The 15129-nt window shown below is 44.5% G+C and carries 18 protein-coding genes; 13 read left to right on the plus strand and 5 right to left on the minus strand.

Annotated features, from left to right (window positions below; all coding sequences use genetic code 11):
• Positions 1–66 precede the first annotated feature (66 nt).
• Together flgM and OCW38_RS10705 are read left to right on the plus strand one after the other, a co-directional pair.
• A complete protein-coding gene (gene flgM, locus OCW38_RS10700; protein ID WP_010439274.1) occupies positions 67–384 on the plus strand; it encodes a flagellar biosynthesis anti-sigma factor FlgM in 318 nt (105 codons plus the stop codon).
• Positions 385–450: 66 nt separating this feature from the next.
• Complete coding sequence (locus OCW38_RS10705) at positions 451–876, plus strand: flagella synthesis protein FlgN (protein WP_016784737.1); 426 nt, start codon at positions 451–453, stop codon at positions 874–876.
• A 296-nt stretch (positions 877–1172) separates the two neighbouring features.
• Here OCW38_RS10705 and flgP read toward each other — a convergent pair whose 3' ends face one another.
• Both flgP and OCW38_RS10715 read right to left on the minus strand, forming a co-directional pair.
• Positions 1173–1604, minus strand: coding sequence for a flagellar assembly lipoprotein FlgP (gene flgP, locus OCW38_RS10710; protein ID WP_010439270.1), 432 nt, complete (start codon positions 1602–1604; stop codon positions 1173–1175).
• A gap of 9 nt (positions 1605–1613) precedes the next feature.
• Entirely contained in the window at positions 1614–2249 is a 636-nt protein-coding gene (locus tag OCW38_RS10715) for a FlgO family outer membrane protein (RefSeq protein ID WP_010439267.1), read from the minus strand.
• Positions 2250–2441: 192 nt separating this feature from the next.
• Here OCW38_RS10715 and OCW38_RS10720 point away from each other — a divergent pair, with 192 nt between their 5' ends.
• Together OCW38_RS10720 and OCW38_RS10725 are read left to right on the plus strand one after the other, a co-directional pair.
• Positions 2442–3575, plus strand: a complete 1134-nt coding sequence (locus OCW38_RS10720; protein WP_016767048.1) for a flagellar assembly protein FlgT — start codon at positions 2442–2444, stop codon at positions 3573–3575.
• Positions 3576–3714: 139 nt separating this feature from the next.
• A complete protein-coding gene (locus tag OCW38_RS10725; RefSeq protein WP_102308814.1) occupies positions 3715–4221 on the plus strand; it encodes a Fe3+-citrate ABC transporter substrate-binding protein in 507 nt (168 codons plus the stop codon).
• Between the two features lie 125 nt (positions 4222–4346).
• Here the strand turns inward: OCW38_RS10725 and OCW38_RS10730 are convergent, their stop codons facing one another.
• From OCW38_RS10730 to OCW38_RS10740, 3 genes are read right to left on the minus strand one after another with little or no spacing between them, the layout of a single operon-like run.
• Positions 4347–5588 (minus strand): NAD(P)/FAD-dependent oxidoreductase, encoded by a 1242-nt coding sequence (locus OCW38_RS10730; RefSeq protein ID WP_010439260.1) that lies wholly within the window; start codon positions 5586–5588, stop codon positions 4347–4349.
• Between the two features lie 24 nt (positions 5589–5612).
• Positions 5613–6686: a methyltransferase gene (locus tag OCW38_RS10735; RefSeq protein WP_016767047.1), complete on the minus strand. Its 1074-nt coding sequence runs from the start codon at positions 6684–6686 to the stop codon at positions 5613–5615.
• A gap of 28 nt (positions 6687–6714) precedes the next feature.
• The gene (locus OCW38_RS10740) at positions 6715–7104 is read right to left on the minus strand and encodes a hypothetical protein (RefSeq protein ID WP_010439254.1); all 390 of its coding nucleotides are present in this window, start codon (positions 7102–7104) and stop codon (positions 6715–6717) included.
• 93 nt (positions 7105–7197) lie between these two features.
• On the opposite strand from OCW38_RS10740, the gene OCW38_RS10745 reads away from it, so the two are divergent.
• From OCW38_RS10745 to OCW38_RS10785, 9 genes are all read left to right on the plus strand, one after another.
• Complete coding sequence (locus OCW38_RS10745; RefSeq protein WP_016784739.1) at positions 7198–7926, plus strand: beta-ketoacyl synthase chain length factor; 729 nt, start codon at positions 7198–7200, stop codon at positions 7924–7926.
• Positions 7923–8693: a lysophospholipid acyltransferase family protein gene (locus tag OCW38_RS10750; RefSeq protein WP_016767045.1), complete on the plus strand. Its 771-nt coding sequence runs from the start codon at positions 7923–7925 to the stop codon at positions 8691–8693. Before OCW38_RS10745 ends, OCW38_RS10750 begins: the two co-directional genes overlap by 4 nt.
• Positions 8694–8798: 105 nt before the next feature.
• A complete protein-coding gene (locus OCW38_RS10755) occupies positions 8799–9059 on the plus strand; it encodes a phosphopantetheine-binding protein (protein ID WP_004736154.1) in 261 nt (86 codons plus the stop codon).
• A 10-nt stretch (positions 9060–9069) separates the two neighbouring features.
• Positions 9070–9327, plus strand: coding sequence for an acyl carrier protein (locus tag OCW38_RS10760; protein ID WP_004739745.1), 258 nt, complete (start codon positions 9070–9072; stop codon positions 9325–9327).
• Positions 9327–9884, plus strand: a complete 558-nt coding sequence (locus tag OCW38_RS10765; protein ID WP_016767044.1) for a COG4648 family protein — start codon at positions 9327–9329, stop codon at positions 9882–9884. Before OCW38_RS10760 ends, OCW38_RS10765 begins: the two co-directional genes overlap by 1 nt.
• Positions 9885–9890: 6 nt before the next feature.
• Entirely contained in the window at positions 9891–11273 is a 1383-nt protein-coding gene (locus OCW38_RS10770) for an AMP-binding protein (RefSeq protein WP_261893999.1), read from the plus strand.
• An 89-nt stretch (positions 11274–11362) separates the two neighbouring features.
• Positions 11363–11725, plus strand: a complete 363-nt coding sequence (locus OCW38_RS10775) for an ApeI family dehydratase (protein ID WP_102308813.1) — start codon at positions 11363–11365, stop codon at positions 11723–11725.
• On the plus strand, positions 11718–13550 hold the full coding sequence (locus OCW38_RS10780) for a glycosyltransferase family 2 protein (protein WP_261894001.1): 1833 nt from the start codon (positions 11718–11720) through the stop codon (positions 13548–13550). Before OCW38_RS10775 ends, OCW38_RS10780 begins: the two co-directional genes overlap by 8 nt.
• Entirely contained in the window at positions 13528–15075 is a 1548-nt protein-coding gene (locus tag OCW38_RS10785; RefSeq protein ID WP_016791306.1) for an HAL/PAL/TAL family ammonia-lyase, read from the plus strand. The genes OCW38_RS10780 and OCW38_RS10785 overlap by 23 nt, the downstream gene beginning before the upstream one ends.
• Positions 15076–15129: the final 54 nt, after the last annotated feature.

The following is a 15129-nucleotide window of genomic DNA, read 5'->3' on the forward strand; positions in this document are numbered from 1 at the left end:
AAGTATTCGAACCCATGGTCGATAATGACTGTACAGGTTCCCATTTTTGAAGAAAAAGGCTTAACTATGGCAGGCATTGATAATATTCGTTCAGGGCAAACCCTAACGACCCCCAACCGATCAGCAGTACGCTCTGATTCTAGCTCTGAGGCATCACGCTCTGATGTATCAACTAAATCACCAGCAAGCAAAGATGCGGTTTCGCTTAGCCAACAAGGCAAAGCCATTGGTCAACTCCACCAAGATATGGCGGCACAACCGAGTTTTGACTCTGTAAAAGTTGCGGCGATCAAAGAAGCGATTGCGAACGGTTCATACACTGTCGATCCAGAAAAACTGGCAGACAATATGATCAAGTTCGAAGATGAATTAAAAGGTCTTTAAGCCAACTATCACTTTTGATTAAAGTGATTGCCTTAAAGCACACGAGGTTATGAATAGGTTTACGTTATGGCGGCACTAGCAGATTTAGTTAATTTTCAACTTCAAAATGCCAAAGCCTTATCTGAATTATTAAGTTCAGAGAAAACCGCGATCACGAGCCGACAATCAAACGATATTGAGAGAATCGCCAAAGAAAAAGTGGTCCTAGTTGAGCAACTAAGGTCAACCGATCAACGAATCGCAGCCCATACCAATATCTCAGAACTGACCGAGAACCCTGAACTAGCTCAGTTAGTCGCAACCATCAAGTCCATAGTGCACGATTGCCATCAAGCGAACCTGGTTAATGGCGAAGCCTTGAATCGAGCACACCTTAGCTTCAAAAAACTCAGTAATATGATGCAACAAAGCCACGGTAAAATTGGCATGACCTACAATGCCGGTGGTCAAACGCATACGATTTCTACGCTGGGAACCAACGTAAAAGCCTAGTTAAGCCTCCCTCTTCAGTAATACCCCTTATTAACCTTCTGCCTGTATCTGTATCCCAGACTATTCCTGTCGTTATTCTTTATCAAAACGTCTAATCAGCCTTTGAGCGCCCTGACAAAATCGATAAATAAAAAAGCGGCAAGTATCTTCATACTTGCCGCTTTTTTATTTACGTCAGTTATCAATTGCCGCTACGCCATCTGGAAAACGAGTGGCAACTCATATAACTGGGTAATCTTTTAACTAGATAAACAGAACTCGATGATCATTAACCTACAGCCTAAGAGATCATACAACTAGAATAGCGTTTGTTGTCTCTTTTCTGGCACAGCCTGCACTTCACCGTAATTACGTAGTTGGTCCATCTTACGAATATCTAATTGAAGTTCCGTTACATAACTATCACCCACAGGGTAACTACGTACTACTTCTGCGCCACGAATAACACCATCAACCGCACCTGAAGTTCGTTCAGTACCAAGGCGCTGATCTTCAAGTTCAGCTCGGCCGCTTACTCGCATACCGTAAACCTGTTCAGCAAGCTCACGATAAGCGTCAATCTTAGAGGCTCTCATCGCACGGATGCGCCTTTCTTCGTCGTTACGACCTTTTTGCTCACTGATACTCGCGTAACCAACCGCAACCAAGAAATCATCAGGCCTCATACTTTGCAGTGGCTGACAACCAACAAGCAATAAAGCGGCAACAACAAATATTAACTTCTTCATCTCGAACTCCTAAGGGCGAAGAATAACAGTGTAAGGCTGGCTGATCGTTGGGTCAGAACGAATAATAACGCCATCTTGAGTTCGAATACTGTTCAGAGTATCAAGGTCACGACCAATACGGTCTGCCGGCAAGAAGCCTTGTGCAGAAGCAACCACAATACGAGTTTGCATTCCAACCACACGAGCGTTAACTAGAACACCACCCTCTTGGCGAAGCATAGTCCCCGTCAGCACGTATTGGACGTCTTGCTCTTGAGCTAAATCTTTCCAATCACGGCTTAACGCAAAGTCACCTTGGTGAGTCACTTGGATAGAACCCGTCGTTTTAAAATCGACAACCTTGAAGCCACGACGCTGAAACTGATGAATGAAACCTTCCGATACCGAATTTCCTAGCCAGTTGGTTGTATCCATGTGTTGTAGATCAACAAACGAGGTAATCGCAATCGGTGTTCTTGCTGAGATACTCGTATTCGACACGATTAAATCTTCGGTCATACTTTCCACGAAAAAATCCATGGTGTGACGAGGGCTGTCCATCAACATAAACTGACTGCCTGAATATTCAGACTTGCCGTTATAGATCGGCGAATAAGCGCATGATGTCAGTAACACGACACTCATAACTACGAGCCATTTTTTCATTATCTAATCTCCAGATAGTTTTAGTGCTGCCTGTTCCAATATGTTCTCACCATTATTCTTTTCAATGGATTACAATGTTGGAACAGTCTTTGCTTTTCGTTAATAGTTCAGATTAAGAAAAACGCACTTAAGTCAGCTTCAAGCTTATAGTTATTTGTTAAGCAATATTTATACCCAACTGGTAACGAATAGATGAAAAAAATAATTTCTTACTTATTTTCAATAAGTTCACTGATAACCATAAGCTTCAGTGCTCATGCCTCTTGGTATGAGGTTACCGGTACAGCAGCCATCGTATCGTCGGAAGAATCCGCAAGAGTCCACGCTCTGGAAGACGCGGTATATAAAGCGGTTCAGTTCTCTGGTGCTGATATCGGTAGTATCTCCAACCTCACGCCTTATCTGGATGCGAGTAAAAAAGAGTTCCAGTTTACTAATCACGAAGTACGCTACATATTGGTTGATAAAGTAAAGACTCGTGGTGGCAACCTAATGATCACCGCAAGGATCGACATCTATCCTTCGGCAAATGCTTGCCATGAAAGTCAGTACAAGAAGACATTTTTGGTCGGCAACATTGATGTGACCTCCCCTCAACAAGCCGTAATGGGAAGAATTTATAACATCGGTGATGATTTCGGCCATGTCGTTGATCGACAGTTGGCAAAAGAGTCTCGTAGCTTTGTCTCGGTTGGTACAACAAATTATGACATCGATAAGCGTCGACCTGACATAATCAAGATGATCGCTCAAGACACAGGCGCGCAGTACATCATTGGTGGCGACATTACCGACTTAACGGCAACCGTCGAATCTAAGTTGTTGAAAGATGACGTTATCAACCGACAGTTTGCACTAGAGATGCAAGTGTTCGACGGTAAAACAGGTCACCAAGTTTACAATCGTAGCTATCGTGAAGTAGCAAAATGGCCATTTGCTAAGACCAGTGAAGTCGATACACGCAGCGCGCGCTTCTGGGCATCCACTTATGGCAGCATGATGCTTCGCGTCAGCCGTAATATCATGCTGGACTTGGAATCAGAAGTATCGTGTAAGATTACCCTTCCGGAAGTTGCGGCGGTCTACGGCAATACCGTAACCATTGATCTTGGTCGAATGCATGGCGTGCAACAAGGTGACAAACTGCAATTGTGGCACACGGGTTCGTTTATCGACCAAAGAGGCTTACCACGTAACAAAGTATCTCAAAGTGATATCACTCTGACGGTTTCTCGTGTTTATGAAAATGAAGCCGAACTCACGATTGATCAGCCTAGCCTTGCAGGAAGCATTCAAATTGGTGATGTGATGCAGAAAATCATGTAGTTAGTGTCACTCCCAGCTCATAGTTTCTAATAAGGCCTTAGCAAAAGTACTAAGGCTTTATTTTTTTCATGATGATTAGTTTCGGTTTTTACGTATTTGTCGTAATCTTATTAATAATATAATCATCATTTAGCAAACTATGAGCCTGAATAATCTAATTGGTGCTACCGGTTACCGCTTCATATCGAAAGGTAAAACCGCTTTTAAAATTCACATCCATACACCCGATGATACGGTACTGCATCGTTCTGTCGGCTTTGTTCGCATGGGTGAAGACAAAGCACTAAAGAAAACCATCAAGTTACGAGACGAACTGGGCAGACAGCTTTGGGGCAAGTTTTGGCCCAAAGTCCTCAAAGAGCCCTATCTGATGACGCGCCTACCTCATAGTTTAGAGCCAAAAATTGTATTCAAGCCTAATCCTACCCAGACTGATCCTGAACACCGCGACGAATGCTACATCGCTAAGTGGCGTGTATTCTCAGATAACGGCGACTACAAATACAAAACCAAAGTGTGCTCAATCAGAAAGCATGGACGACTTGCCGCTTATAGCCAAACCAAACGCGCCCTGCTTAATGCCCATAAAGATGTGATTGATCTGTTGATATTTATGGGACGACTGAACAGCATCGACTTGAAGTAGTCTTCACTCGATTGAATTGAAATCCCATATTTTCAGAAACAAAAACAGCCGCATTTGCGGCTGTTTTTGTTTGTAGGTTAGTCACCTTAGCGCTTGAAGATACTCTCACACACTGAATAGACTACCTAGCTTCGGCATATCTCTGCCAGTGTCGCCAATCGACGCTGCGATTCTTTCACGTACGGATTAGTTTGATCCCATGCGTAACCAGCTAAAATCGAGCATACCATTTGCTTAATCTTCAGGTTTGGATCTTGATAGAAAATCACATCCTGCAAAGTACCTGAGTACCACCCCTCAACATACGTTCTAAAAGTGTTTACGCCCACCATCAACGGAGCCGCATAATCGCGCTCCCAATCGACGTTCTCACCATTAAGCTGCTTTTCCACACACTCAACGGCAAACTGGGCCGACTTCATCGCAATCGTAACGCCTGATGAAAATACAGGGTCAAGAAACTCACCGGCATTACCCAGCAGCGCATACTTATCCGTTGCAAGGTGCTTTACGTTGGCAGAATAGCCACCTATTTCACCTGCAGGGTTTGGGTATTCGGCATTTGCTAAAATTTCAGCTAATCCAGGCTCTTCGGTTGCTAATTGCTTAAGAGCGGCAATCTTATCTTCCGGGTATGACTCGAAGAACTTAGGCTCACCGACGACACCAAATGATGAGACGCCGTTGCTAAACGGAATTAACCAGTACCAAACATCAGGATTAGATGGATGCACTGATATGAGAATTTTATTGCGGTCATATTCTAGTTCAGTATCAACGTCTAAAACATGATCGTTAATGTGCGTGAAAATAGCTTTGCGTGGAGGAAGCGATGACGGCTCTTCCAAGTTAAGCATTTTAGGCAGTACTCGGCCAAAGCCACTGCCATCCAAAACGTACTGAGCTTCGAGCTGATAACGCTCTCCATCAAGAACTTGGACATCTAAAGTCGTGCTGCCTTCGGTGAAATCAATGCCCATCAACTCATGTTGATAATCAATGGTAATACCTTGTGCTTCAGCAGCATCGGCTAACACCTTATCAAAGGCGCCTCGTTGAACTTGAAACGTGGTTCCCGGTCCAGAAGAGAACTTATCTTCAAAATTGAACGCCGTATAAACGTCATTTTTACGGAAAGCCGCGCCATCTTTAAATTGGAAGTTAGCTTCAGCTACTGCTTTGCTCATACCGGCTTGTTCAATCACTTCCATACAAGCAGGTAACAGGCTTTCGCCAATAGAAAAGCGAGGAAAAAGACTCTTTTCAATCACTCGAACATCGATGCCTTTCTTGTGAAGCAAAGACGCGGCAACAGACCCTGATGGTCCAGCTCCGATGATCACCACTTGAGTTGATATTTTCTTCATTTATTTAAGCCATATTTGTTATTTTTATTGCGCGCTAGCTTTCAATTCAAGCAGTGTGTGACCGAGGCCGATATCGTCGGTACGAGTCACCACTTCAAAGCCAGCTTCCTCAACGATTTCTAAGAAATCTTCACTGCGGTAAAAACGGCTGTTACCGTTGGCCAAACAAGTAAAGTAAAGAGAAGTCGCATTTAAACTATAAGACGCCGCATCGTATTTCTGTGCATCCCAAAACAGTTCCAGGATATAGACAGTCGCCTCTTCTGACATATGAGAGCGAACTCGTTTTAATATGCTTAGAATTTCCATTGGCGAGAAGCAGTCAAGGAACTGGCTCATCCACCACACATCCGCACCCGTCGGCAACACTTGTTGTTTGTCGAGCATGTTGGCTGGGAATGGCGTTACTCGGTCTTGATGGCCATGTAGTGTCGCGTTTGCCATTGCCATTTCTAGTTGCTGTGGCAAATCTACAATCGTTATATCAACATCTGAGTCGTGGTTGCAGCACTGCATCGCCCATTTACCCGTATTACCGCCGATATCCACCAGCGACTTAGGTTTCTTGCTGAAGACCTTCTCAAGCAAAACAGGGAACGAACGGTCTGAATAGAAATGATCAAACTTAAACCAGCTCTCTTTTGCTTTTTCTGGCAATTGAGACAAACCTTGGTAAATGGTTTCCCAGTCACCTAGCTCTTTTAAGCCCGCAGGTGTGCCTTCTTCAATCGCTTCCGTTAAATGCATCATCGCGGCGTAACAAACATCAGCCGTGAAGTCCATGTTCGCGTTGGTCATCCCATCGTGCAGAAGGTAGAAACCAAGGTTAGCCATTTTATAGTTAGGTTTGTCCCAAATAACAATATGAGCACTTAACGCCATATCGAGCAGAACTTTTACGCCGTACTCAGATACGCCCGTTATTTCCGAAAGAGTCTCCGCAGGTAAACCACTAATACCCGCGTCATCTAACGATTGCAAGATACCTAAATCACGAAGTGTACGGGCAGTATGAAAAACAATGGGAGCGAAAGACAATTTCTGCGCTTCTGTTTTTGCTTCTAAAGCGTTGAATGGATCTAATTTATATTCCGACACGAAAAACCTAACTTTAAATAATAGAGGATTACTCAGCTGCCATTTGTGCAAGCTTACGTTTAATATCAACGTTTAAGTTATTAACCCAACGGTTGTAATTACGGTGTATTTCACCATCGTCATACTTCAAATTCTCTGATTCAACGTAAAGAATAGAGTAAAATTTGTCACTATAAGGAATTTCAACCACAGCATGGTGTGAGCGAACATACAGCTCTGCACGGATCAAGCCAGGCTTTATCTCTGAAACCAACCAACCTCGGTTCTCAGCTGATTCATAAATAGCTGATTTCACCTGTTTACTTTGAAGATTCAGTGCAACTGGAGTATCCTCAACATTCATTACTGGCTGTACACGTCCGCAGCCTGCAAGAACGAATATGAACAATATTGAAACGGCTATTTTTAGTAATTTCATTTAAATCCCTTACCTGTGTTTATTTATAAGCGCGCATAGTATTTAGTTAGACCCAAAGCAAATCAATACTCTATGTCAAATCAATCCAAATTAATGTCGTTTAATATTGAGAAATGGTCTGCAAATGCGGCCGGTCTTAATTCTGATGCCGAATGGCAAACATGGAGCGCTAATTTAGCTTGGCCAGACAATGGTACAGCTGAATTTAAAGCCATCCCGCCAATGATGCGCCGCCGAATGAGCGTACAAAGCAAGCTTGCTGTCCAAACCGCATTGGTTCTGTTAAAAGACACCTCGATTGATTACCTAGTGTTTGCCAGTCGGCATGGTGAACTGCACCGAACCGCCATCTTAATTCAATCTATATTAGAAGGTGATGATGCCTCGCCAATGGCATTCTCGCAATCAGTACACAACACGGCTGCTGGCCTCACAACGATTGCCGCGAAAGCACCAATTCCACTGACCTCAATAGCGGCCGGACAAGACACCTTCCATAATGCATTGATTGAGGCGTACCTTTACCTCTACCAACATCCATCGCACCGTGTTTTAGTCATTGATTTCGACCAACCTCTGCCAGAGCTCTACCAGGAATATGAGACGCAAAACTACGCAGATTACGCGTTAGGCTTAATTCTCACTGCGGGCGATGACTACTCTATTTATAGAGCAGTAGAAACAAGTCAATCAGTATCCGAGTTGCCACAAGGCCTTCAAGCGCTACAACATATCCTTTTGGATACCCAACGTTGGACGATTGCAGGCAAGCACCAAGCTTGGTCGTGGGTCAACAACGTAAAAACTGGAACTCAAGAATGAGTAAGGTCGATCAATATTGGCGAGTATTCGCGACAGGGCTTTGCTTCTCCATCTTTGGTCTAGGAGGCTTAGTTCTCAGCTTCTTGATCTTGCCGTCGATCGCACTCACCACATCTAACACCATTAAAAAAGAGCTTAAAGCTCAACGACTGATTCGCTTTTCATTCAATGCTTTTTGCCAAATAATGAAGTTCACTGGCGCTATTGACTATCGAATTGATGGCGCCGAACTGCTCCGTGAAGATCGCAACTGCATCATCATCGCCAATCACCCAAGTTTGATTGACTACGTGCTGATCGCCTCTCAACTGCCGCAATGCGATTGCCTCGTTAAGGCTGCAATATGGGAAAACCCTTTTATGAAAAGGATCGTCAAAGCGGCGGGATACATACCTAACCAAGCACCTGACGACCTTTTAGAGCGCTGTGAAGAACGTTTTTCACGTGGCAACGTGTTGCTTGTTTTTCCTGAAGGAACTCGCACAACGCCAGGAATTGAACCATCATTACAACGTGGTGCAGCACAAATAGCCACTCGAACGCAAACCGATTTACGCGTGATTCACATTACGGTTTCTCCGACATTCTTAACGAAAGAGAAAAAATGGTATCAAGTTCCTGCTACGAAACCCTTTTTTCATGTCGCGGTGAAAGGTAAAATAGAAGTCGCACCATTTATTGAGAATTCGAACAACTTAACTTCGGCAGCAAGACGCCTTAACCATCATCTTGCACAAAGTATTTTCCCTTCCGAAGAAAGTATTTAGCTCTTCAATAAAACGACGGCGATATCAGCATTTCGAAAATACAACGCATAATGTAGAATCGCCCCCTTGAAGCAGTATTTCAGATAAAGCACTAAGTAGGCCAAAGTGGAAACATTACACAACGAATTAAAACAACTGATCATCGACGCACTGAACCTTGAAGATATGAGCATTGATGAAATTGAAACAGAGGCTCCACTATTTGGCGATGGACTTGGACTGGATTCTATCGACGCCCTTGAGCTTGGTCTTGCTATCAAGAAAAAATATAACATTGTTATCGATGCCGACGATTCAAACACTCGCCAGCACTTTGCTTCGGTTGAAAACCTAGCTAATTACATCTCATCTCAAACGAACAACTAGACAGATCTTTATGACACAAGCTAACCAACAAGAAGTATACAACCAGGTTAAAGATGCGCTGATTGAGCTGTTTGAGCTTGATGCTGAAGATATCACTCCTGAAGCTCACCTTTATCTCGATCTTGACCTAGACAGCATTGATGCCGTTGATCTAGTCGTACATCTACAAAACGTAACGGGTAAAAAGATCAAACCTGAAGAGTTCAAAGCAGTGCGCACCGTTAATGACGTTGTAGAGTCTGTGGTTGAACTATTGAAGGACGCATAATGCGTCCTCTGCTGACTTTATTGTCGGCAATCATACTTTTCACTTATCCAATAGCGGTTTACTTTGGGCTCAACAAGTTTGGTCTACAAACCGTTGGCATTGTTCTGGCCGTTATCTTTACTGTACGCATTTTCACTGGTGGTCAGGCTAAAATCAAAGAGCTAAAACACTTAGCTTGGATCAGTGGAAGTGCCGGAATTGTTCTGTTGGTATTAGGGTTAACGTTCAAGCAACATGGTTGGTTAACCTACTATCCCGTTATCGTTAACGTTTGTATGTTGGCTGTATTTGCTACAAGCCTATGGCAACCTCAAACAATTATCGAACGCCTTGCTCGCATCCAAGAGCCTGAACTTCCGCAAAGTGGCGTTGATTACACACGAAAAGTCACCAAAGTTTGGTGTCTGTTCTTCGTTATTAATGGCTCAATCGCACTTTACACTTGCTTCCAACCGCTTGAAATATGGACCCTATACAATGGCTTACTCAGCTATGTATTCGCCGGGTTACTTTTTGCAGGAGAGTGGGTAGTAAGACAGCGCATTCGTCAGAGTTAAATTGTTATGACCCAAACCATCTCTTACACTTCCTTGTCTGAACTTCTCAGTCAGAACAGATCGCCTGATTCTATTGTCTGCTTTGACGACAAGAGCGAGATTACGTGGCAAACATTTAACGACGACTTATCTCGACTCGTACACCTTTTATCTTCATCCCCTTTTCAACGAGTCGCGATTTGTACCCAAGACAGCTACCTATTTTCGATAGCATTTTTGGCGTGTGCAGCAGCTAACAAACACATCATCTTACCGGGTAACTACCAACCTTGTGCACTTGCTGAGTTAAGCGAACAGTTTGATTGCCTGCTAGTTGATGACTCGATTGGCGAAGTTGAGGTGAGTGACGTTCGCAATATTCAAACCTTATTAGACACCGAAACACGCGAGCCTCGAACCGATAATCTTCCGCCCGTTGATTTGGCAGAAATCCATTTGACCCTGTTTACTTCAGGTTCAAGCGGTACACCCAAGGCAATCAATAAAACATTAGAACACCTAGATATTGAAACGGCTCAGCTAGATAAAAACTGGGGCGACTTACTTAAGGGAAACCGAGTCCACAGTACGGTCTCGCACCAGCATATCTATGGTTTGCTGTTTAGAATCTTATGGCCACTATGCTCTGGTGTTCCATTTGCTCGAAGCAACCTTGAGTACCCTGAGCAGATTCTGTCTCACGCCAATAAAAACTGTGTGCTGATCAGCAGCCCTGCTCTACTCAAACGATTAAAGAACGAAATCAATACCGCGCAGCTTGCTGGTGTGTTCTCTTCAGGTGGACCTTTGCCCACCGAATCGGCTCACCAATCTCGGAATCTGCTTGGTCATTTACCTATCGAGGTTTTTGGCAGCACAGAAACTGGTGGCATCGCATTTCGCCAGCAAGAGAGCGCTCAAACGCCTTGGCAACTTTTTGACTGTATTGAGGCAAGTCTCAACAGTGAGAATTGCATTAAGTTATTGTCGCCGTACATCGATAACAATAACTGGTATCAAACCGCCGATGAGTGCGAAATGGTCTCGGAGAATCAATTTATATTGAAAGGCCGAACCGACCGAGTGATCAAGATAGAAGAAAAACGAGTATCACTGGTTGAAGTCGAAAAGCGACTAGAGCAGCTGCCTTGGATAAGCGAATGTGTCGTCATTCCATTCGAAGAACCTGAACGCTTAATCTTGGCGTCGGTTTTGGTATTATCAGAGGATGGCCAAGCGACTCTCACCACCATGAGTAAAGGTAAGTTCTGGTTGATGCTGCGTTCAGAACTTAGAAAATGGTTAGAACCGATCGCTATCCCAAGAAAATATCGCATTGTTGATGAAATTCCCCTCAACAGCCAAGGTAAGCGACTAACCTCTCATATCGAACAGCTAATAAAATCATAGAAACCGCTGTTCGTATTTTACACTGAGATTATCTTTTTATATTTTTGTCAGAACACCCATTTTCAGCCCAAGGATTCTAAGCACACGCTATGGATAAGAGAAAACCAAACGTCATTGCTGTTGACACTGCAGAGAAAGAATCGACCCTGACACTCCATATTGCTGGTGACATCACCGATTTTAAGGGGCACTTCAAGAGCTTTCCTATTCTTCCTGGTGTTACACAGATTGATTGGGCACTTCACTACGCAGTCCAAGAGCTAAACGTCCCTGGTTTCTTTAAAGGCATGGAAGTGATCAAGTTCCAAGAGCCTATCCTGCCTGATGCTACAATCCAGTTATCACTCAAATGGGATGCAGACAAAGACAAACTGAGCTTTAGCTACACCTCAAACAACGGTGAACAGACCCACTCTTCAGGCAAAATGAAGCTGGGAGAGAAAAGTGAATAGCGCTCCCATCGAGGCTGTTTCTCAACACGCACTTGAAGAAAGCAACTACAAGGCTTGCTTCCTAATTCCGTGCTTTAACCACGGCGCAACCATGCCCTCGGTGGTCTCATCACTTCTTAATTTCAAACTTCCGATCATTATTGTTGATGATGGCAGTGAACTCGCGACCAAACAGTTTTTGACTCCCCTTGCTGATAATCCAAACGTAACTCTGGTGACACTTGAGCAGAACCAAGGCAAAGGTGGCGCAGTAAAAGCGGGTATCAAGCGAGCGCAAGATCTCGGTTTTAGCCACGCTATTCAAATTGATGCTGATGGGCAACACGACCTTGAAGCGCTACCCGCATTAATCCAGGCTTCGCAAGACAAACCTCAGTGCTTGATATCAGGTCAGCCTGTTTATGACGAGAGCGTTCCTAAGGCAAGGCTATACGGACGCTACGCGACACATATCTGGGTATGGATAGAAACCCTTTCGTTATCAATTAAAGACAGCATGTGCGGCTTTCGAGCGTACCCTATCAACCAAACACGGGCAGTGCTCAGCAAATACGACGTTGGGTCTCGAATGGACTTCGATATTGAGATTCTGGTTCGCCTTTACTGGGAAGGTTGCGACATCGACTTTATTGAGACACGAGTTATTTATCCTGAAAATGGTGTTTCTCATTTCGACGCTCTGTGGGATAACGTAAAAATCAGCTGGATGCACACAAGACTGTTCTTCGGCATGCTGCCAAGAGCGCCAAAACTGATTACTCGTCATTTCAAGTCGGACTCAGCGAACAATTTATCGGCTGAAAATAGCCAAGGTTCCTCGGCAGATTCAAGACAGGTAAGTTCCGAACAAATGGGTTCAGAACAACCCCATTGGTCGCGAACTCAAGAGCGCGGCACTGTGCTGGGAATCAAACTGTTATTGGCCGTTTATACCTTGTTAGGCAGAGGCGTATTCAATCTGATTTTACGCGGTGTGATGGGTTACTACCATCTAACGGGAAAACGTGCACGAAACGCCTCAGAACAGTATCTATTTCAACTGAAAACCTACGCTGAACAACAGAATATTGAGTTACCCACTGAATTAACCAGCTATAACCATCTGCTTTCTTTTGGTCATACGATGCTAGACAAGTTAGCGGCATGGAAAGGCGATTTCTCGGTAGATAACCTCACCATACATGGTCAAGAGCAATTCGAGAGCATGGTAGCCAACCAACAAGGTGTCGTGATTCTGGGTTCTCACCTTGGTAATATCGAACTGTGCCGAGCTTTGGGTCGCAGACACTCGAACATCAAAATCAATGCGCTGGTTTTCACCGAACACGCTGAGCGTTTTAATTCGGTAATGAAAGCAGTCAATCCGCAGTCTGATTTAAACCTAATCCAAGTGACCTCAATGGGGCCAGATACCGCTATCTTGTTGCAGCAGAAACTAGAACAAGGCGAATGGATTGTGATTGTTGGCGATAGAACCTCCACCAGCAAAGAGAGCCGTTCAGTATGGGCGGAGTTCTTGGGTAAGGAAGCTCCCTTCCCTCAAGGACCATTTATGTTAGCCTCTGTTCTCAAAGCGCCGGTATTTTTATTATTTGGGCTGCGTGACGACTCACAACCTAAGCCGCACTTTAATGTTTATTTCGAGCATTTCAGCGACAAGATCGAGCTGCCAAGAAAGACACGCGAACAATCTTTACAGCAAGTCGTGCAAAAATACGCAGATCGACTTCAGCACTACACACTGAAAGCACCGCTTCAGTGGTATAACTTTTTTAATTTTTGGACATTGAGCAACCAGCACCATGACGAAAAAGAATCCAAATAGCATCACTTTTGGTGCCGAACGCCTCACAATTGAGGATGTTGTAGCTATCTCACAAGGCGCAAAAGCTTCGATGAACTCAAGTGAAGCCTTCACATCTAAGATCGACCGTGGTGTCGCTTTCTTAGAACGTCTGTTGAAAGAAGAAGGCGTGATTTATGGCGTGACAACCGGTTACGGAGATTCATGTACCGTTGCGATTCCGCCAAACCTAGTCGACGAACTCCCACTGCATCTAACGCGCTTTCATGGCTGTGGTTTAGGCGAAATATTGTCTCACGAACAATCTCGTGCAGTATTAGCAACGCGCCTGTGTTCATTGTCACAAGGTGTATCTGGTGTGACTCACGATCTGCTCAACCAGATCGTTACTCTGATTAACCAAGATATCTCACCACGTATTCCTCAAGAAGGATCGGTTGGGGCCAGTGGTGATTTAACGCCGTTGTCTTACTTAGCGGCAGCACTGATTGGTGAGCGCGATGTTATCTATAAAGGCGAAGTTCGCCCGACCAGTGACGTCTACAAAGAATTAGGCATTAACCCTATCAAGCTTAAGCCAAAAGAAGGCTTAGCTTTGATGAATGGCACGTCAGTAATGACAGCTTTGGCTTGTATCGCCTACAAACGCGCGGAATACCTAGCACAACTATCGACTAAGATAACGGCGATGGTATCTGTGGGTATGCAAGGAAATGACTTCCACTTCGACGAAGCACTATTCGCAGTGAAACCTCACCCTGGTCAACAACAAATTGCAGCGTGGTTACGCGACGACCTTCAAGCAGAACGCCCACCTCGCAACAGTGACCGTCTGCAAGATCGTTACTCATTGCGTTGTGCTCCACACGTTATCGGTGTCGTTCAAGACTCCCTACCTTGGCTTCGCCAAATGATCGAGAACGAGCTAAACAGCGCCAACGACAACCCAATTATCGATGGTGATAATGATCGCGTACTGCATGGTGGACACTTCTACGGTGGTCATATCGCAATGGCAATGGATACGCTAAAAACAGCAGTAGCCAACCTTGCTGACCTGCTTGATCGCCAAATGGCGCAGTTGATGGATTACAAGTTCAACAACGGCTTACCATTTAACCTAACCGGTGCAGAAGGCGAACGTAAGCCGATTAACCACGGCTTCAAAGCAGTACAGATTGGCGTTTCAGCTTGGACAGCAGAGGCATTGAAACACACCATGCCAGCAAGCGTGTTCTCTCGTTCAACCGAGTGCCATAACCAAGACAAAGTCAGCATGGGCACCATAGCGGCTCGTGATTGCCTACGTGTTCTAGAACTGACTGAACAAGTAGCGGCAGCATCACTTCTCGCGGGTACACAAGCGCTTGAACTTCGTAAGCGCCACAATGAGCTTGATGAGCACCACATGAGTGAAAATCTGAAGCACATTCGCGACGAAGTACTCAAAGAGTTTGAGTTTATTGTCGAGGATCGTCCGCTTGAAGGCGATCTACGCCACTTTATTTCTCGTATTCAAAGTCAGTATTGGTCACTTTACTCATAGAGTGGTTAACTTCATAAAGTAGTTAACCTCATAAAGTAGCTACCCCTTTACGCA

This window comes from Vibrio cyclitrophicus (genome assembly GCF_024347435.1).
In the GTDB taxonomy this organism is placed as follows: domain Bacteria; phylum Pseudomonadota; class Gammaproteobacteria; order Enterobacterales; family Vibrionaceae; genus Vibrio; species Vibrio cyclitrophicus.